We start from the raw sequence: 17,397 nt of genomic DNA, 5'->3' as shown, positions 1-17,397 counted from the left end.
CACGCGTACCACTCGCACCACGTGAACCACGCGACCTCCCGGCCGCCGTACGGACCGTCACAGGAACGCCTCACCCACCGGACAGAATCCCACCCCACCCCCGGATCGACACCCCGACCCACCACACAGACACACGAACCAAACCCCACCACCGGAAAAGCCAACACAGATCAGACCCAACCCCCCAAACCAAACCCACCCCAGGCAACCCGCACAAGCACCCCGACACCGGCTCAAGCTGAGATGTCGGCCTCGGGCTGCAGTGCAGGGCCGAGCAGCAGTCCTCCATCCAGGACGAATTCCGAACCCGTAGCGAAAGACGCGTCCTGGGAGGTGATGAAGAGCAACAGGCGGGTGACATCGGAGGGTTCGGCGAGGCGGGGTATGGCGAAGGGATCGGGCGAGTAGAAGTCGGCGATGGCCGGCTGGCCCGCGACGGTGGGTTCATTGATCAGCGGTGTGGAGACGACGCCGGGGTGGATGGAGTTGACCCGGATGTTGTCCCGCCCCAGCTCCAGCGCGGCCGTCTTGGTCAGCCCGCGTACGGCCCACTTGCTGGCGGTGTACGGGGCGTAGAAGGCCGTGCCGACATGGGCCATGGTCGAGGCGATGTTGACGATGGTTCCGCCACCGCCCCTGCGCATCGATGGAGCCACGGCCCTGATGCCGAGGAACTGGCCGGTGACGTTGACGCTGAAGGTGTGCTCCCAAGCGCGGAGTTCGGTGTGCTCGATAGGGGCCGCCGGGTTCTGGACACCCGCGTTGTTCACCAGGACGGTGATCGGCCCGAAGCGGCCTTCGGCTTCTCGCACCCCCGCTGCCCAGTCGTCCTCGCTGGCGACATCCAGGTGAACGGACAGAGCCCGAGGACCGAGCTGAGCAGCGAGATCGCGGCCGGCGGCGTCGTCGCGGCCGGCGATGACGACGTTCGCCCCCTCGGCGTGGTAGCCCCGCACATGACTACGGCCCATCCCCCCGCTGCCGCCCGTGACGATAACGGTCTGACCCTCAAAGCGTCCCACGATGCTTCCTTCCAGGCTTGGATGAGTGGTGAGCCGAGTGACTCGCCTCCCCTCTCAAGGTAAGAGCGGACCCAGAGGTGAGTCAAGTGACTCACCTCGTAGCGAGAGGCATACTGGAGGGCATGACAGCACAGCCTTCGGAGTACCACCGGCGCGTGGCAACGCAGAAGCGGACGTCCATCATCGAGGCAGCGACGGAGCTGTTCCTCGACTCCGGCTATGACGGCACCTCGCTGGCCCGCATCGCCGAGGCGGCCGGAGTATCGAGGGCGACACTGTTCAAGCAGTTCACCACCAAGGCGGCCCTGTTCGAGGCGATCGTCACCGAATACTGGAAGGTCGACGACGAGGAAGCGCCGATTCCCGAGCCAGGGGACCTCCGCGCGGGGCTTGAGACCATCGGACGCCGATACGTGGCGCTTCTCACCCAGCCCGGCATGGCCGCCCTCTTCCGCATCGTCATCGCCGAGGTACCGCGCTTCCCAGAACTCGGCGAGACTCAGTTCAGGTTCGGCAAGATGCCCTACTTCGAATCGGTCCGCCACTACCTGGAAGCGGAAAGCGCCGCTGGTACCGCCCGGCTCGACGATGCGGAGATGGCGGCGACCCAATTCCTCGGGATGATCTCCAACTACGTGTTCTGGCCGCGGATGCTGCTCGCACGCTGGGAGCCTGATGACTCCGCCGTCACCAACGCGGTCGACCAAGCGGTGCTGACCATGCTTGCCCGATACGGCGCGCCAAGGGCCCACGGCGCCTGAGATGCCAGGTATCCCACCGCGCCGCGTAACCACCCGACAGCTTCCGCACAGGCAGGCCTCGAACCCGTCGAGTACACCTTCACTCACACAAAGTGCCGGTTCCCCTTGGAACTGTCGCCTTCGCGTTGGAGGCGCGCTCGCCGCGCTCGGCGGAACGTCTGTTCTGCCACATCTACGGCCGTGCGAAGACGGCCTCGCAGTTCATTCCGGGCCGGCCGTACTCCTTCGTGGCCGTGCTGGAGGACATCGACCGTCAGAACCAGGCGCCCGCCACGCGGCAGCGGCAGCCTGGCCGGCACCGTCCGCAGCCGGTCGACGTCGATCCGGCCGTGGTTCAGGCCGCCTTACATGGCTCCGTGCCCGCGTCCGCCAGCTCGAACAGCTCGTCGCGCCGGGCGGTCAGACGGCCATAGAACTCGCCCCGGCAGCGTGACGCTTCCGTGAACGCTTCCCTCCGGACAGCATCAGGCAGCAGACTCACTCTCACGGCCTTCGTCTTGGTCACGTGCACCTTGGTCGGAGCACATGATCAGACGAAGACTCCCCACGTCCGGTGAATCCCCAGGTGAGCGACTCAGTTCGGGACACCGTTCGCGACCGGAATGTCAATGGCCAGTCGGAATTCCCCGGTGACGGCCACTTGATGGGGAGTTGTCTGGCGTCCGATGGCCACTCTGTGTTGATGTTCCACATCGCTCAGCGGCTCGCGGATAGAGTCAGAAGCAGGCTCCGGCGTGCTCGGTGCGGCGATGGCGGCAGGTGGCCCGGTGGTGATCAGGGCCTGGCTCTCGGTGGTGACGAGACACGTGTTGTTGCACCTGCCGTAGCGGCATGTGATGTCGTTGAGACACCGCCCGCAAGAAAGGCTCGCTCTACGATGTACCCTTCCGTCACGTCTCCCCGCCAGGTCAAGATCGGTGATGCCGCCGCCTTCGCCGGGACCACTCCGCGCGCCATCCGCCACTACCACCAGATCGGTCTGCTGCCGGAGCCCGAGCGAGGCAGTGACGGTCGGCGCCGCTACGGCTACGACGACATGATCCGTCTGCTGTGGATCCGCAAGATGGCGGAGACCGGAATCAGTCTGGACGACATGCGGGCCGCCTTCGACGGAGCCCGCGACATCGAGGAGTCCCTCGGCCGGCTGGAGGAGACGCTGGCCGCCCAGGAGGCCGACATCAAGCGTCAGCGCGCGGCAGTCCAGCGCCTGCGGGCCGTGGGCAGCCCGCTGGGTCTGCTCTCCCCACTGGTGACGAACCGGTTCAGCCACCTGCCTCCGGGCGCACTGCGCCCTTCTGACCTGGACGCCCTACTGGTCACGGAACGGATCTTCGGGCCCTTGGGAGCCGCTGTCCAGGCCAGCGTGTTCATCGTGCTGGCCACCCACCCCGACCTGCGGGCCGAGGCGGACCGCCTCGATGCGGCCGACGCCGTCCTCGACGACAGCGTCGACCCCCATGACCCACGGGTCGACGAACTCGCCGCGCAGCACTGTGCCCACCACAAGGCTCTGGTGCAGGCCATCGAGGCGGACGGGATGGACGCGGCGGAGGACGAGCTCTTCGAGATCTACGACGCCGACCTGACGGGCGAAGAGGACGCCCAGATGAGCGCCTTCGAAGCGGTCGCCAAAATGCCGTACGACTTCTCTCCCGCCCGGCTTCGATGCATTGAACTCACAGCAGAACTTCTCGCCCAGGACGACCAGGACACCCCCGACGACAGCTGATCGCCTAAGGCAAGCACGGACGGACCAGTCAGCCGCCCCTTCGTCTGTACACGAGACCGGCCGCATCAGGCGTTGGCCGGAGGATCTGGTAGTTCTTCATGCGGGAGAAGGCGTGCTCGACGCGGGCGCGGATCTTGTGGTGCTGGGCGTTGTCCGCTTCCTCGCCCTTCAGCAGGGGGCGTCCGGGGCGTTTGCGGTGGGGGACGATCAGGCCGGTGGTGATGTAGGCGCCGTCACCGAAGACCGTCACGCTCTCGCAGTGTGCGGCCAGGCCGGAGTCCCGTCAGGCTTTCGCGTCCGCCGTGTTGCCGGGCACTGGACGTGCCGCGGCCACTGCCAGGCACGTCTCGGCGTCCACGATGACCTGCACGTTCGCCGAGAACCGGTAGTTGGGTGAAGACGCGCCGACCTTCCGGTCGCGGACCGGAACGAGCGTGCCGTCGACGATCCACAGCCGCTCGACCGCCCGGCTGAGGAGTACGGACCGGCTCGAAGGCGAGCAGCGGGGCGAGTTGCCGCATGGTGAGGTTCGTGCGGTCGTACACGGCCAGCGGCAGCACCCGCTCGGCCCTCAACACCCCAGCCGTGGAACGGATATGCCCTGATCGCGGCCTTCTGCAACGCCCTTTGAAGGGTGTTGCAGAAGGACACCCGTTCGTGACAACCCATGAAACATGATCGCCGCAGGCGGACCGCCGAACGGCCGGATGTTGAACGACGAACACCCATGAAACACGCGGGGCGAAGTCGACCGGGCACTTCTGCCAACGTGTCTCCCTGTTGAGTGGGCTGATCAGTGGTGAGGCCGGGGCTCGGGCCGGCGTCGGGTGGCGTGGATGGAACCGAGCAGGTTGAGGGACTGGGCACTGGGGCTGCCTGGTTCGGCGTGGTAGATGACGAGCTGCTGGCCGGGGGCGTCGCGTACGTCGAAAGCCTGGTAAGTGAGGGTGAGAGGGCCGACGTCCGGGTGGAGGAAGTGTTTGGCGCCCTGGGTCTTGCCGCGCACGGTGTGGGCGTTCCAGAGGCGGGTGAAGTCCGCGCTGTGCTCGGTGAGCGTGCGGACGAGCTCACGCAGCCGTGGGTTGTCCGGGGCGAATCCAGCCGCCTCGCGAAGGTTGGCGACGGTGGCCTGTGCTGCCCGGTCCCAGTCCGTGTAGAAGTCGCGGCCCGCGGGGTCGAGGAAGGTCATGCGGGCCAGGTTGTCCGCCGGCTCGAAGGGGGCGTAGAGGGCTTCCGCCAGGGCATTGACGGCGAGAAGGTCCAGGGTCCGGCTCATGACGAACGCTGGAGTGTTCGGGTAGCCGTCCATCAGCTGTCGCAGCGAAGGGCTGACCCGCTCGGCGGCGTGGACTGAGAGCTGGTCATTCGGTGTGGCCCCGGCCAGCCGGTACAAGTGCGCGCGTGCGTCCGCGTCGAGGCACAGCGCGCGGCTGAGCGCGTCGACCACCTGGGGTGAGGGGTTGCGCTCGCGGCCTTGTTCCAGGCGGGTGTAGTAGTCGGCGTTCACTCCGGCCAGGACGGCAACCTCTTCGCGGCGCAGTCCGGGGACTCTGCGGGCCCCGTAGCTCGCCATGCCGACGTCCTCCGGCCGCAGGCCGGCGCGGCGTGTGCGCAGGAAGTCTCCCAGGTGGTTGTCGTCCATGCGTTCAGGCTAGGCGGTGGCCCGGTGGGCTGCCAGGGTGTGCCGCACCCAGGCAGCACGCGTCCTGGTCGACTGCCGCTGACCTGCCGAGACTCGGTGGAGCGGGAAGAACCACACCATTCGAGGAGAGGAGCCTGCCATGGCAGGGACCGTTGAGGGCGACCACGTCGACGTGGTCGGGATGTGGGTGACCGCGGATGGTCACATCCGTCAGGAGCTTCTGCCGGACGGCCGCTACGACGAAGCCCGCGGCGAGCGGCGCAGCGCGTACACCGGCCGGTACACGGTGACCGGCAGCCACTTGGACTATGTCGACGACACCGGGTTCACCGCCACGGGCGACATCCGGGACGGAGTGCTCTATCACGAGCACCTCGTGCTCTACCGGGAGCAGAAGCCGTCGTAGCAAAGGCCGGGCCACGGCTGCCCCGAGCACCGGGGGCGACTTCGCCGTCGGCGGACCAAGCAGTCCCGGCACAGCAGTCAGCCAGTCAGCCAGTCAGCCAGTCAGCCAGTCACCAGCAACGAAAACCAAGGACCAGATCCATGACAGAACTACGACTTGACGGCAAGGTCGCGCTGATCACGGGCGCGACCGGCGGCCTCGGCACTGCGACCGCCGAACTCTTCGCCCGCGAGGGCGCCCGGCTAGTGATCACCGATATCGCCGAAGGCCCTTTGCGGGACCTGTCCCACCGGATCGGCGCACGCGGCGCGGAGGTCGTCGCTGCTCGCCTCGATGTCTCCTCCGCACGGGAATGGGACGAAGTGATCACCGTCGTACGCGACCGGTTCGGAACGCTGGACGTGCTCGTGAACCTCGCCGGTATCTTGGACTGGCCAGGCATCGAGGACACGCGGGAAGAGGTTTGGGACCGCGTCATAGACGTGAACCAAAAAGGCACATGGCTCGGCATGAAGGCGGCGTTGCCGCTCCTGCGTGCGAGCGGCAACGCGTCAGTGATCAATACATCGTCAGTACTCGGTCTGGTTGGAAGCGGTGCGGCTGCGGCCTACCAAGCGTCCAAGGGGGCCGTGCGCCTGTTGAGCAAGACCGCCGCGGTCGAGTACGCCCGGCAGGGAGTACGGATCAATTCGGTGCATCCCGGGGTGATCGCCACGCCGATGATCCAGGAACTCCTGGACGAGCAAGGCGACCAGCAGCCGGACATCCAACGCACCCCCATGCGCCGAGCCGGCCGCGCCGACGAGATCGCTTCCGCGATCCTCTTCCTGGCCTGCGACGACTCCTCGTTCGTCACTGGCTCGGAGCTGGTGGTCGACGGCGGGCTCACCGCGCACTGAACAACCCAACCGTACGACGTCCACGTGGGCCTGCCGTGAATGCCTCAACGGCGGGGACCGCCAGGCCCGCGCACCGCACCGCACCCCACCGCACCACGGCACAGCACTTCAGGTGCCCGGCACCGGTGCCCGCACTCACACTCACCTGCTTCAGGGACCGCATCATGACATCCGCAACCGCCTCCGCCGCACCATGCGAATCCACCGAGTTCGCTGGGAAGATCGCCCTTGTCACTGGAGCCGCCCGAGGGGTGGGCCGGGAGACCGTGGCACTCCTCCACTCCCGCGGCGCCCGGGTCGTCGCCCTCGACCTCCGCCTCGACGTGACGAACCTGGCGGATGAGTTTCCCGGCATCGTCGCCATAAACGGTGACATCACCCGGGAGGAGACCGCCCACCTCGCGGTGACAACGGCCCTGGAGGCGTTCGGCGGACTCGACATCCTCGTGAACAACGCCGGGCGCACCGAGAACAAGCCCGTCACGGAAACCACGGCCGAGGACTGGGACACCGTCATGGCGGTCAACGCCCGCGGCTCCTTCTTCTGCGCCCGCGAGGCATTCCGGGCCATGGAGAGCCGCGGTGGCGGCGCCATCGTCAGCACCGGCTCGTACGCCTCCACCGTCGCCCTGCCCGAAGGCGTCGCCTACAGTGCGTCGAAGGGCGCTCTGGCCCAACTGACCAAGGTGCTCGCCGTCGAGGGCGGCCCACTGGGCATCCGCGCCAACCTCGTGGCCGCGGGCGTCATCGAGACGGACTTCCTCGACACGATCCGCCCCGACAGCCGCGCCTACCTGGCGTCCTTCGCCGCCGCGCAGCCACTGGGACGTGTGGCGCAGCCCGAGGAGATCGCCGAGGTCCTGTGCTTCCTCGTCTCTCCCCGCTCCAGTTTCGTCACGGGAGCCGTGGTCGCCGCTGACGGCGGTTTCACCGCGGTCTAGCCAGGCATCAGACAGCACATATCCGGCGACCACGGCCCGCTCGCCCTGGCCGCCGGCGCTTCCACCGGAGGACGTGACCGGGAGGTGCCCGAGTCACGTGGCGGCATGGTCAGGCGCCGAAGTCGTGTCCGACAGGTCGTCCGCGCGGTCCGAGAAGATCGGGTGGACGGATCGAGTAGGGGTGCCGGTTGCCGAGCGCGCTGTGGCTGCCCTATGACGCGGGTTGTCTCGCGCGCCCGGGTGTGGGCGGCGAGGCGGTGTCTGCGCTGGTCGAGCGGGGGTTGCCAGCCGACTGCAAGCGCATGTTCGGGCGGGGCTCGGGGCGGGGGGGATGTCCTCGGCCTTCCGCCGGGTCGGGCCGGCCGTTCCTCGGTGCGTTCCAGGACGGCGGGCCGATGGTGTCCGAGGATGACCAAGCCTGGTGGTCACGCGTTTCGAGGAAGTCGAGCTGGGAGTCCTGGTCCCGGAAGAGGTATAGCCGCGAACGCGGTGGTCACTGGCGGAGCCACCGTCGGATCCCCGCGACCGTGACCGTCCCGTGGAAGACGTAGGCCCTCTTGTCGTAGCCGGGGGGCGACCGCGCGGAACGTCTCGACGAGTCGGTTGATGGGCGTTCGGCCTCATTGCGGCGCCGGTGGACCGTTGTGCCGAAGCCGGTGAGCCGGTCGCCCTTGCTGCCCCGTCGTCGGCGGTCGGCTCGCTGGTCCCTGGGTTCAGGGATCGTGTGCTTGAGCTGTCGGCGTCGCAGGTACCGGCGGTTTCGGCCAGTCGGAACGGTGCCTCACCGGGCGACTACGACGGCCGGAATCCGCAGAGGGCCTGGACGGCAGGCAGGACCTTCTCCCATGTGCCGTCCGCCGACCATCTGCGATGACGATCGTGAACCGTCTTCCACTTGCCGAACCGCGGCGACGACGAAACGATCCAGCGCAAGGCGAGTCACAGGACCCGTCGGACACGGCCCAGCCCTGGTCGGCACCGGCCTGGCGGCCGTCCCGACCGGCGGGCGGAGCGATGTCACGCAGGGACGCCGAGCGGGGGGTGCTCAAGCACGCGGGGCTTGTACTCGACCAGTTGGATGCGGCCGTCGAAGGTGCGGTGCCCGATCATCTCGAGGGCAACGTCCGGATAGCCGTCGTAGATGCGTTCCTCGCCCGTGGCCCCGGTGATCACCGGGAACATCACGACCCGGAAGCGGTCGACGAGCCCCGCTCGCAGTAGGGACCGGCACAGGCTGAGGCTGCCGATCGTGCTGAGCAGCCCCGGGCCAGCCGACTTCATGGCGCGGACCGCCTCGACGGCGTCGTCACGGACGAGCGTGGAGTTGGCCCACGTCAGTGGCTCGTCGAGCGAGGAGGAGAACACCACCTTGGACGCTTGCGACAGCGCGTCGACGGACGCCTCCTCTTCGGGCCTGAACTCGTCTTGGCCCTGAGGAACCTCGCCCGCGGCGAAGCCCGACATCAGGCGGTAGGTGTTCGCTCCCATCAGGTAGGTGGCCTCGGGCTGCTCGCCGAGCCATGCGAGGTACTCCGGGCCCTCCAGGCCCCAGAACCCGGGCCACCCCTCTCCCGATGCGTAGCCGTCGAGGGAGGTGATGAAGTCGACGAGAAGCTCCGACATGGCGGTGTCCTTTCCTGAGGTGTCACGAGCTTGGACCGGCCGGGAGCCACAAACTCATCGGCCGCGCTGTGGAGAAACGACAGCGCGGTCCCGGCCTACGGACACACCCTGCCGCCGGTACCGCTGATGGCGTACGAGGCCCGCCGCCGTGTCGCCGTGCTGACCGCCAGGGGCATTCAGGAGGCAAGGCCCTCACCACCGGCCGGCGGCCGACCGTCCGTGCTCGCGCCGCCGTGCCGGTGAGGCGGGCGCTCCGCGGGGAAGGCACGGTCGGGGCCGCCGCGGTGGGCCACCCGCGGCGGTGACCCTGCCGGTGCGGCGCACGGGGATGTCGGTGACCATCGCGGCTTTGCGCTGCGCATCGATTTTCCCGGCGGTGATGGCGGTGTCGATGAGGCCGGGGGCCACGGAGGTGTCGGTGACGCCGTGTGGTCCGAGTTCCCTCGCCAGCGCGTGGGAGAAGCCCAGAGGTGCCGCTTCGGCGGCCGAGTAGGCGACACCGCCGAAGACCCCGCTGCCGCGTTCGGCCGAGACGGAGGAGAGGTGTACGACGCGGCCGAAGCCGCTCTTCGCCACGCCGGGCGCGAACCGGCGGATCATCAGGAAGGTGCCGCGCACGTTGACGTCGCAGATGCGGTCCCACTCCCCGGCGAGGGCGTGCGCGGTGGCACGGCCGATGCCGAGCCGCCGACTCGGTGTCGACCAGCAGGAACAGGGGGACGCCCCAGGCCAGAGTGACGGCACAGCCCAGCAGGCGGACCGGGCGCCTGCCCCACCGGTCGGACAGCACGCCCCACAGGACGGTGCCCGCGGACGCGGCGGTGACCATTGCGACGCGGCTGACCGTTCCGGTCACGCCAGGTGCGTCGCCGTCGTCCAGACAGGACAGGACGAAGGTCACCGACACGGCGTAGGCGGGCGGTGCCCGCTATGCGCAGGCAGAACGCGCGCAGGACGTCGGCCAGGGGGTTCTTCGCCACGTGTCCGGATGTCTTGAGCTCCTCGAACTGCGCGGGCTCGGCGACCTTCAGCCGCAGGGAAGACACCCACCGCGATCAGGACCGCGCTGAGCAGGAACGGCACCCGCCACGCCCAGGTGCCGTCCGACGCGTGGGCGGCGAAGAGGAACGCGAGGTTGGCGAGCAGCGGTCCCACGGGCAAGCCGGCCTGGGTGATGCCGGTGTACAGGCCGCGCCTGTCGCGCGGGGAGTGCTCGAACGTCATCAGGAGGGCCGATCAGGACGGTGGCGACGCCCATCAGCATCAGGGAGCCGACGCATGCCGGCTTGCGGCCTGTTCGGTCCCCGCGGTGCCCCGCGGGGACGCCGCCGGGCGGCGGGAGGTGCCGGACTGACTGCTTCGCCGGCTCCGGAGCCGGCGAACGCGCGCCGTTACCGCGCCGGATCGTGGCCGCTGAGCAGTTCCACGCCGCGCAGCAGGGCGGAGTGGTCGAGGGCACCGTCGCCACGGGCCACTGCGGAGGACATCAGCTGGGCTGCGACGCTGCCCAGGGGGATCGCCGCGCCGAGTTCGCGGGCGGTGTCGGTGACGATGCCCATGTCCTTGTGGTGCAGGCCCATCGCGAAGCTGGGCCGGTAGTCACGGTGGAGGAAGTTGTCCCGTTTGCGGGTGAGGACACGGGAGCCGGCGAGGCCGCCGTCCAGGACGTCGAAGGCGGCCTCCAGGTCCACGCCCGCCTTCTCCAGGAAGACCACCGCCTCGGCGCACGCCTGGAGGGTGACGGCGAGTACCAGTTGGTTGGCGGCCTTCACCGTCTGCCCGAAGCCGTGGGGGCCGCAGTGCGTGACGGTCTTGCCCAGGGCCTCGAAGACCGGCCCGGCCGCCTCGACGTCGGCGGCTTCGCCACCGACCATGATGGACAACGTGCCCTCGACCGCCCCGGCCTCGCCGCCCGCGACGGGGGCGTCCAGGACCCGCACGCCCCGCTCGGCGGCCTCGCGGGCCAGCCTGACGGAGCTGCGCGGAGCGATGGTGGACATGTCGATCAGCAGGGTGCCCGGGCGGGCGTGGGCGAGGATGCCGTGGGTACCGTAGGCGACCTCCTCGACCTGTGGCGCGTCCGGGAGCATGGTGATCACCGTGTCGGCGGCGCGGACGGCCTCGGCGATCGAGGCGGCCCGCCGGCCGCCCGCCGCGACCAGGGCGACGGTCCGGCCCTCGCTGCGGTTCCAGCCGTAAACGGTGTGTCCGGCCTCGCTGAGGTTGACGGCCATGGGGCTGCCCATGGTGCCTAGGCCGAGGAAGGCGATCGTGTTCAACGCAGGGTCCTTTCGGAACGGGGTGGGGCGAAGGGGGTCAGGGCAGCAGCAGCTGTTCCAGGTCCGCGGGCGGCCGGCGGCCGACGAGGGAGCGGATGGCGGCGAAGGGGCCGGTGCCGCCGGCGAGGACGGCGCCCAGCAGGTCGCCGCCGTCCCGGCTCAGCAGGATCTTGGCGTACCGGTCGGTGCCTTCGGTGAAGACCGCCTCGACGGCCTGTGCGGGGTCGGGACGCACGTCACCGACGGTGGCGACGGTGACGCCGAGGAGTTTGAGGGCGACGGGGGTGCCGGTGGTGTCGAAGGGCTCGGGGACCTCACCGGTCAGCTGACGTGCCACGCTGTCCGCCATGCGGTATCCGGGAGCCACCAGGCCGTGGCAGCGGCCGTCCACCGCCGCGCACTCACCGATCGCCCACACCCGCTCGTCGGCGGTACGGCACAAGGCGTCCACGGCGAACCCGCCGCGCTCGCCGCGGGCCAGGCCCAGGGAACCGGCCAGTTCGTCGCGGGGCCGGACGCCCGCGGCGAAGACCACCACGTCGGCGTCGAGCACGGTGCCGTCCCCGAGGGTCACCGATGCCACCCTGCCGTTTGCTCCGGCGTCGACCGTCGCCACGGACGTGGCGCAGTGCAGGCCGATACCCAGGCCGGTGACGTGCCGGTGCAGCACCTCCGCGGCGCCCGCGTCGAGTTGGGCCGGCATCAGGTGAGGCGCGGTCTCCACGATCCGGGGTCTCATGCCGAGCAGCCGCAGGGCGTTGGCGGCCTCCAGGCCCAGCAGCCCGCCGCCGACGACCACGCCCGGACGGCCCGGACGCGCCGCGGCCCGGAGGGCGTCGAGGTCGTCGAAGGTGCGGTAGACGAAGCAGCCGGCGTGGTCGCGGCCCGGCACCGGGGGGACGAACGGGTGCGAACCGGTGGCCAGGACCAGGGCGTCGTAGCGCACCTGCTCGCCGTGTGCCGTGCGCGCCGTGCGAGAGCCGCCGTCCACCGCGGTCACCGGGCTGCCCAGCAGCAGGTCCACCCGGGGATCGTTGAGGAGGTCCGCCCCGACGAGGGTCAGGTCGCTGCGGCTCTTGCCGTCCAGGTACGAGGAGAGGCCGACGCGGTCGTAGGCGAGATGGTGCTCCTCCCCCACGACGACCACGCGCCAGGTCCGGCCGGGGTCCCGGGACCGGAGCTGCTCGACGAACCGGTGGCCCACCATGCCGTGGCCGACGACCAGCAGGGTCCGGGTCACGACGCCGCCTCCGGCTCGCCGCCGCGGAGCCCGGACGCCCAGGTGCCGCACAGGTGCGCCACGGCCGGGCGGCAGGCCCCGCAGCCCGTGGTGGCGCGGGTCGCCCCGGCGAGGGCCGCCGGCGTGCGGGCGCCCGCCCGCCAGGCGGTGTGCAGGGTGCGTCGCGAGACGTTGTTGCACAGGCAGACCGGGGCGTCGTCCGCGGCGTCACGGTCCGGGGCCGGCCGGGCGGGCAGGTCCAGCAGCAGACCGAGCCGGTCGGAGGGCAGGGGGCGGCCGCGCCGGTGCAGGAGCCCGATGGTGGCAATGGCCTCCGGCAGGCCGAGCAGTACGGCGGCGACGACGTGGTCGTCGCGCAGTGCGAGCCGCGCGTAGCGCCGGCCGACCGGGTCGGTGAGGGCGATCAGGCGGGTGCCGGGCCGGTCGAGGTCGGCGAGCGTACCGAACGCGGCGACATCCGCCGCGTGAGTGCGCAGGCGGAGCGCGGGCGGCCCGGGGCGGTAGGCGGCGGTGTGGCCGCTGAGGATCGCGCCGAGGGTGCCGGCCTGCTCCCAGGCGGCGCCGGGGCCGGTGAGGACCCGTCCGCCGGCCTCGGCGCAGTCGCCGACGGCGTGGATGTGCGGGTCGCTGGTGCGCAGCTGTTCGTCGACCACGATGCCGTGGGCCACGCGCAGGCCGGCGGCGCGGGCGAGCCGGGTGTCGGGGGCGGCGTCGGGGCACAGGACGAGGGTGTCGGCGCGCAGGGCGGTGCCGTCGGCCAGGTGGAGGAGTCCGGGAGCACGGCGTACGGCGGTGCTCGCGGGCCGGACGGTGACCCCGGCGCGTGCGAGTTCCCCGGCGAGCATGCCGCCGCAGACCGTGCCGAGGTACGCGGAGAGGGGCTGGGGCGAGGAGCACACCAGGGTGGTGTCGACGCCGCGGGCTGCTAGGGCGCTCGCGGTCTCCACGGCCGGGGGGCCGTCACCGAGGACGGCGACGGGGCCGGAGGCGGTCACCGCGGCGGCCGTGCCGGGGGTGACGACGCCGTCCGTGAAGCGGCCCGTGGGGTCCAGCAGGCCGGGCAGGTCGGGGAGCAGGGGCTGGGCCCGCGGGACGAGGACCAGAGTGTCGTACGGGTACGCGGTCTCCCGTCCGCCGGCTCGGGCCACGACCCGGCGGCGTGCCCGGACGATGCGGGTCACCCCGGTGGGCGGTGTGCCGGGGCGCTCGCCCGGCACGGTGCGGACGTTCAGGTGGCCGTGGTCGCGCAGGCGTCGGGTCAGCCGTCGGGCCGCCGGTCCGTCGCCGGCCACGAGGATGGTGTGCGGGGCGCTCAAGGTGTCACTCCTGACAGGGGGCGAGCCGCACGGCACACACCTTGAACTCGGGCATGCCGCTGCGGGGGTCCAGCGCCGGGTGGGTGAACAGGTTGGCCCGGCCCTCGTCCGGGAAGTGGAAGGGCACGAAGACGGTGTCCAGGCGCATCGTGGCGTCGGTGCGGACCCTCGCCGTCATGCCGCCACGCGCGGAGACGACCCGGGCCAGGCCGCGGTCGGCCAGGCCGCAGCGGGCGGCGGTGTCGGGGTGGACCTCGACGAAGGGTTCGGGGACCGCGTCGGTGAGTTCGGCGACCCGGCGGGTCTGGGCTCCCGACTGGTAGTGCGCCAGGACCCGGCCGGTGGTGGCGTACAGGGGGAAGGCCGGGCCGGTCTCCTCGGCCGGCTCCCGGTGGTCGACGTCGGCGAACCTGGCCCTGCCGTCGGGGTGCGCGAACCGGTCGAGGAAGAGGCGGGGTGTGCCGGGGTGCGGGTCGCCCGGGGTGTCGGGACAGGGCCAGTGCAGTGCCTCTCCGGCGTCCAGCCGGTCGTAGGTGATCCCCGAGTAGTCGGCCCGTCCGCCGCGGGACGCGGCGCGCAGTTCCTCGAACGCCTCACGGGGGGTGGTCGGATAGCGGTCGGCGGGTTCGCCCAGGCGTACGGCGAGGTCGTGCAGGACGCGCAGGTCGCCGCGGACCTCCGGCGGGGGCGGCAGCAGCGCGCGGCGGCGCAGGACGCGGCCTTCGAGGCTGGTCAGGGTGCCCTCCTCCTCGGCCCACTGGGTGACCGGAAGCACCACGTCGGCCATGCGGGCGGTCTCGGAGGGTACGAAGTCGGCCACGACCAGGAGGTCGAGGGCGGCGAGCCGCTCGGTGACGTGCGCGGCGTGCGGGGCGGAGACGGCGGGGTTGGAACCGAACACCAGCAGGGCCCGCGGTCCCCCGTCGCGGCCCAGCGCGTCGAGGAGTTCGTAGGCGCTGCGGCCGGGTCCCGGCAGCGCGTCCGGCGCCACGCCCCAGACACGGGCGACGTGGGCGCGGGCCGCCGGGTCGGTGAGCGAGCGGTAGCCGGGCAGCTGGTCGGCCTTCTGGCCGTGTTCCCGGCCGCCCTGGCCGTTGCCCTGCCCGGTCAGACAGCCGTAGCCGCTGCCGCTGCGGCCGGGCAGCCCGAGGGCCAGCGCCAGATTGATGAACGCGGCGACGGTGTCGGTGCCCTTGCTGTGCTGTTCGGCGCCGCGGCCGGTGAGGACGTAGGCGCCGCGGGCCTCGGCGAGCATCTGGACCGCCCGGCGCTGCGCCCTGGCGGGGACGCCGGTGATCTCCTCGACCCGCTCCGGCCACCAGTCGCCCGTACGGCGTGCCGCGGCGTCGAAGCCGCGGGTGCGCGCGCGGACGTAGTCCCGGTCGACGAGGTCCTCCGCGACGGCGATGTGCAGCAGGCCGAGCGCGAGCGCGAGGTCGGTGCCGGGTACGGGCTGGAGGTGCAGGGCGGCTCGCTCGGCGGTCGGGGTGCGCCGGGGGTCCACGACGATGAGCCGGGCCCGGTCGAGGTGCTGCATCAGCGGTGGCATGGTCTCGGCGACGTTCGCACCCACCAGCAGGACGGTGTCGGCCCCGCGCAGATCGGTGACGGGGAACGGCAGGCCCCGGTCGAGGCCGAACGCCGCGTTGCCGGCCGCCGCGGCGGACGACATGCAGAACCGTCCGTTGTAGTCGATCTGGCCGGTGCCCAGGGCGAGCCGGGCGAACTTGCCCAGCAGGTAAGCCTTCTCGTTGGTGAGACCGCCGCCGCCGAGGACGGCGAGGGCATCCGGTCCGTGCCGGTCGCGCAGGGTGCGCAGACCCCGGGCCACGACGTCCAGCGCGGTGTCCCAGGAGGCCGGCGCGAGCCGGCCGTCGGCGCCGCGGACCAGCGGGCGGGTGATCCGGTCGGCGGTGTGCAGGACGTCCGCGGCGGTCCAGCCCTTGTGACACAGCCGGCCCCGGTTGACCGGGAAGTCCGCCGGGCTCACCTTGACACCGACGTCCGCGTCGCCGCGCAGCAGGGTGCCGCACTGCAGGGCGCAGTAGGGGCAGTGGGTGCGCGCTTCGGGTACGGGCACGGGCAGTTCAGACACGGCTCGCCTCCTTCGCGGCATCCGGGTGCGGGGTGTGCCCGGCGGGGGCCGGCCGCAGGGTCCGCAGTACGGCCAGACAGAGCGCGTAGTAGACGAGGAAGGCGGTGAAGGCCGGGGTGCCGGAGTCCGCGCCGGCGTAGGACAGCTCGAAGGCGACGCTGACGGCGGCGCCGCCGAGCGCCCCGACGGCTCCGGCGACGGCGATGACCGCGCCGGACAGGCGCCGGGCCCGGGCGAACGCCTCGTCCGCGTCGGAGCCGGCCATCACCTCCTGCTCGGCCTGGCGCGCGAACAGTGCCGGGATCATCTTGTAGGTGGAGCCGTTGCCGAGTCCGGTGAGGACGAACAGGACGGTGAAGGCTGTGACGAACAGGGCTGAGGAGCCGCCGCGCGCGGCGACGAGCACACCGGTGCCCGCGGCCATGCCGAGGAAGGTCCAGAAGGTGACCCGGGCGCCGCCCAGGCGGTCGGCGAGCGCCCCGCCCAGCGGCCGGGAGAAGGCGCCGAGGAGCGGGCCGAGGAAGGTGTAGCCGACGGCTTCGCGGGGTGTCAGGGCGAATTCGTGGCGCAGGACGAGGCCGAAGGCGGAGCCGTACCCGACGAACGAGCCGAACGTGCCGATGTACAGCAGGGAGACCGACCAGGTACGGCGGTCCCGGACCGCTTCGCGCTGGGCCCCGGGTGCGGCCCGTACGGTGTCGACGTTGTCCATCTTCCAGGCGGCGAGGAGCGCGACCGCCACGATCAGCGGCAGGTACACGGCGGCGACGTACGCGGGGTGGGTGTCGCCCGCGGCCGAGAGGACCAGGAGGCCGATGAGCTGGACGGCGGCGACGCCGAGGTTGCCGGCGCCGGCGGTGACGCCCAGGGCCCAGCCCTGGAGGCGCCGCGGGTAGAAGGCGGCGACGTTCGTCATCGAGGAGGCGAAGCCGCCCCCGCCGGCGCCCGCCAGGGCGCCGATCGCCAGGAACACCCAGAAGGGCGTGCCGGGCCGCTGCACGAAGTACGCGGCCGCCGTGGTCGGCAGGAGGAGCAGGGCGGTGGAGTACACGGTCCAGTCGCGGCCGCCGAAGCGGGTGACCGCGCGGGCGTAGGGCAGGCGCAGCAGCGAGCCGACGACGGTGGGCGTGGCCACCAGCAGGAACTTGCGGTCCGGGCCGAAGCCGAGGCCGATCTCGGGGGACATGAACAGGACGAGGACGGACCAGAGCGTCCATACGGAGAATCCGACGTGCTCGGCCAGGACGGCGAGCACCAGGTTGCGGCGGGCCACGCGGTGGCCGCCCCGGTGCCAGGCGTCCTCGTCCTCGGGGTCCCAGCCGGTGAGCCGGGCGCCCGGTCGGGCAGGGGTGTGAGCCATGTTCACTCCGGGTGCGGGACGGGCTTCGTGAGCGCGGACGGGCCCCGGCGGGGATCGCTCGCCGGGGCCCGGCGTCACGGTCGG

At 71.3% G+C, this 17,397-nt stretch carries 14 protein-coding genes and 3 pseudogenes; 5 read left to right on the top strand and 12 right to left on the bottom strand.

The window, feature by feature from the left end:
* Positions 1 to 233: 233 nt before the first annotated feature.
* Positions 234 to 1,022, bottom strand: coding sequence for an SDR family NAD(P)-dependent oxidoreductase (locus ACZ3IG_RS27220; RefSeq protein WP_467435324.1), 789 nt, complete (start codon positions 1,020 to 1,022; stop codon positions 234 to 236).
* A gap of 122 nt (positions 1,023 to 1,144) precedes the next feature.
* Here ACZ3IG_RS27220 and ACZ3IG_RS27215 point away from each other — a divergent pair, with 122 nt between their 5' ends.
* Positions 1,145 to 1,783 carry a TetR/AcrR family transcriptional regulator gene (locus ACZ3IG_RS27215; RefSeq protein WP_467435323.1) on the top strand — a complete coding sequence of 213 codons (639 nt, stop codon included), beginning with the start codon at positions 1,145 to 1,147 and terminating at the stop codon, positions 1,781 to 1,783.
* 242 nt (positions 1,784 to 2,025) lie between these two features.
* On the opposite strand, the pseudogene ACZ3IG_RS27210 reads toward ACZ3IG_RS27215, so the two are convergent.
* Positions 2,026 to 2,264, bottom strand: a pseudogene (locus ACZ3IG_RS27210) (NF041680 family putative transposase); the annotation flags it as partial.
* Between the two features lie 396 nt (positions 2,265 to 2,660).
* On the opposite strand from ACZ3IG_RS27210, the gene ACZ3IG_RS27205 reads away from it, so the two are divergent.
* Positions 2,661 to 3,512 (top strand): MerR family transcriptional regulator, encoded by an 852-nt coding sequence (locus tag ACZ3IG_RS27205; protein ID WP_467435322.1) that lies wholly within the window; start codon positions 2,661 to 2,663, stop codon positions 3,510 to 3,512.
* 76 nt (positions 3,513 to 3,588) lie between these two features.
* Here the strand turns inward: ACZ3IG_RS27205 and ACZ3IG_RS27200 are convergent.
* Positions 3,589 to 4,237 (bottom strand): annotated as a pseudogene (locus tag ACZ3IG_RS27200) (transposase); the annotation flags it as partial.
* A 68-nt stretch (positions 4,238 to 4,305) separates the two neighbouring features.
* Positions 4,306 to 5,154: a helix-turn-helix transcriptional regulator gene (locus ACZ3IG_RS27195; RefSeq protein WP_467435320.1), complete on the bottom strand. Its 849-nt coding sequence runs from the start codon at positions 5,152 to 5,154 to the stop codon at positions 4,306 to 4,308.
* A 139-nt stretch (positions 5,155 to 5,293) separates the two neighbouring features.
* Between ACZ3IG_RS27195 and ACZ3IG_RS27190 the strand changes: the two genes are divergently transcribed.
* The 3 genes from ACZ3IG_RS27190 to ACZ3IG_RS27180 all read left to right on the top strand — a co-directional run bounded on the left by ACZ3IG_RS27190 (position 5,294) and on the right by ACZ3IG_RS27180 (position 7,400).
* Positions 5,294 to 5,560, top strand: coding sequence for an Atu4866 domain-containing protein (locus tag ACZ3IG_RS27190; protein ID WP_403540524.1), 267 nt, complete (start codon positions 5,294 to 5,296; stop codon positions 5,558 to 5,560).
* A gap of 140 nt (positions 5,561 to 5,700) precedes the next feature.
* The gene (locus ACZ3IG_RS27185) at positions 5,701 to 6,459 is read left to right on the top strand and encodes an SDR family NAD(P)-dependent oxidoreductase (protein WP_467435319.1); all 759 of its coding nucleotides are present in this window, start codon (positions 5,701 to 5,703) and stop codon (positions 6,457 to 6,459) included.
* Positions 6,460 to 6,623: 164 nt separating this feature from the next.
* Positions 6,624 to 7,400: an SDR family NAD(P)-dependent oxidoreductase gene (locus tag ACZ3IG_RS27180; RefSeq protein ID WP_467435317.1), complete on the top strand. Its 777-nt coding sequence runs from the start codon at positions 6,624 to 6,626 to the stop codon at positions 7,398 to 7,400.
* Between the two features lie 493 nt (positions 7,401 to 7,893).
* Here ACZ3IG_RS27180 and ACZ3IG_RS27175 read toward each other — a convergent pair.
* From ACZ3IG_RS27175 to ACZ3IG_RS27140, 8 genes and pseudogenes are all read right to left on the bottom strand, one after another.
* Positions 7,894 to 8,163: pseudogene (locus ACZ3IG_RS27175) on the bottom strand (IS5/IS1182 family transposase); the annotation flags it as partial.
* A 254-nt stretch (positions 8,164 to 8,417) separates the two neighbouring features.
* A complete protein-coding gene (locus ACZ3IG_RS27170) occupies positions 8,418 to 9,023 on the bottom strand; it encodes a dihydrofolate reductase family protein (protein WP_467435316.1) in 606 nt (201 codons plus the stop codon).
* Between the two features lie 192 nt (positions 9,024 to 9,215).
* Positions 9,216 to 9,767: an SDR family oxidoreductase gene (locus ACZ3IG_RS27165; RefSeq protein ID WP_467435315.1), complete on the bottom strand. Its 552-nt coding sequence runs from the start codon at positions 9,765 to 9,767 to the stop codon at positions 9,216 to 9,218.
* 647 nt (positions 9,768 to 10,414) lie between these two features.
* Positions 10,415 to 11,302, bottom strand: coding sequence for a 2-hydroxy-3-oxopropionate reductase (locus ACZ3IG_RS27160; protein ID WP_467435313.1), 888 nt, complete (start codon positions 11,300 to 11,302; stop codon positions 10,415 to 10,417).
* Positions 11,303 to 11,339: 37 nt separating this feature from the next.
* Complete coding sequence (locus ACZ3IG_RS27155) at positions 11,340 to 12,542, bottom strand: NAD(P)/FAD-dependent oxidoreductase (RefSeq protein WP_467435312.1); 1,203 nt, start codon at positions 12,540 to 12,542, stop codon at positions 11,340 to 11,342.
* The gene (locus tag ACZ3IG_RS27150; RefSeq protein ID WP_467435311.1) at positions 12,539 to 13,858 is read right to left on the bottom strand and encodes an FAD-dependent oxidoreductase; all 1,320 of its coding nucleotides are present in this window, start codon (positions 13,856 to 13,858) and stop codon (positions 12,539 to 12,541) included. Before ACZ3IG_RS27150 ends, ACZ3IG_RS27155 begins: the two co-directional genes overlap by 4 nt.
* A 4-nt stretch (positions 13,859 to 13,862) precedes the next feature.
* Entirely contained in the window at positions 13,863 to 15,974 is a 2,112-nt protein-coding gene (locus ACZ3IG_RS27145) for a molybdopterin oxidoreductase family protein (protein WP_467435310.1), read from the bottom strand.
* Positions 15,946 to 17,313, bottom strand: coding sequence for an MFS transporter (locus tag ACZ3IG_RS27140; protein WP_467435309.1), 1,368 nt, complete (start codon positions 17,311 to 17,313; stop codon positions 15,946 to 15,948). Before ACZ3IG_RS27140 ends, ACZ3IG_RS27145 begins: the two co-directional genes overlap by 29 nt.
* Between the last annotated feature and the right edge of the window lie 84 nt (positions 17,314 to 17,397).

The organism is Streptomyces sp. NPDC016677, from assembly GCF_055562815.1.
Note: the sequence above shows the minus strand (reverse complement) of the source record. Positions and strands in the feature narration are given on the sequence as shown.

Excerpts from the sequence above, each read along its gene's own strand:
- ACZ3IG_RS27215 (WP_467435323.1), top strand. The coding sequence starts at position 1,145 with ATGACAGCACAGCCTTCGGAGTACCACCGGCGCGTGGCAACGCAGAAG.
- ACZ3IG_RS27205 (WP_467435322.1), top strand. The coding sequence starts at position 2,661 with ATGTACCCTTCCGTCACGTCTCCCCGCCAGGTCAAGATCGGTGATGCC.
- ACZ3IG_RS27195 (WP_467435320.1), bottom strand. The coding sequence starts at position 5,154 with ATGGACGACAACCACCTGGGAGACTTCCTGCGCACACGCCGCGCCGGC.
- ACZ3IG_RS27190 (WP_403540524.1), top strand. The coding sequence starts at position 5,294 with ATGGCAGGGACCGTTGAGGGCGACCACGTCGACGTGGTCGGGATGTGG.
- ACZ3IG_RS27185 (WP_467435319.1), top strand. The coding sequence starts at position 5,701 with ATGACAGAACTACGACTTGACGGCAAGGTCGCGCTGATCACGGGCGCG.
- ACZ3IG_RS27180 (WP_467435317.1), top strand. The coding sequence starts at position 6,624 with ATGACATCCGCAACCGCCTCCGCCGCACCATGCGAATCCACCGAGTTC.
- ACZ3IG_RS27170 (WP_467435316.1), bottom strand. The coding sequence starts at position 9,023 with ATGTCGGAGCTTCTCGTCGACTTCATCACCTCCCTCGACGGCTACGCA.
- ACZ3IG_RS27145 (WP_467435310.1), bottom strand. The coding sequence starts at position 15,974 with ATGCCGCGAAGGAGGCGAGCCGTGTCTGAACTGCCCGTGCCCGTACCC.
- ACZ3IG_RS27140 (WP_467435309.1), bottom strand. The coding sequence starts at position 17,313 with ATGGCTCACACCCCTGCCCGACCGGGCGCCCGGCTCACCGGCTGGGAC.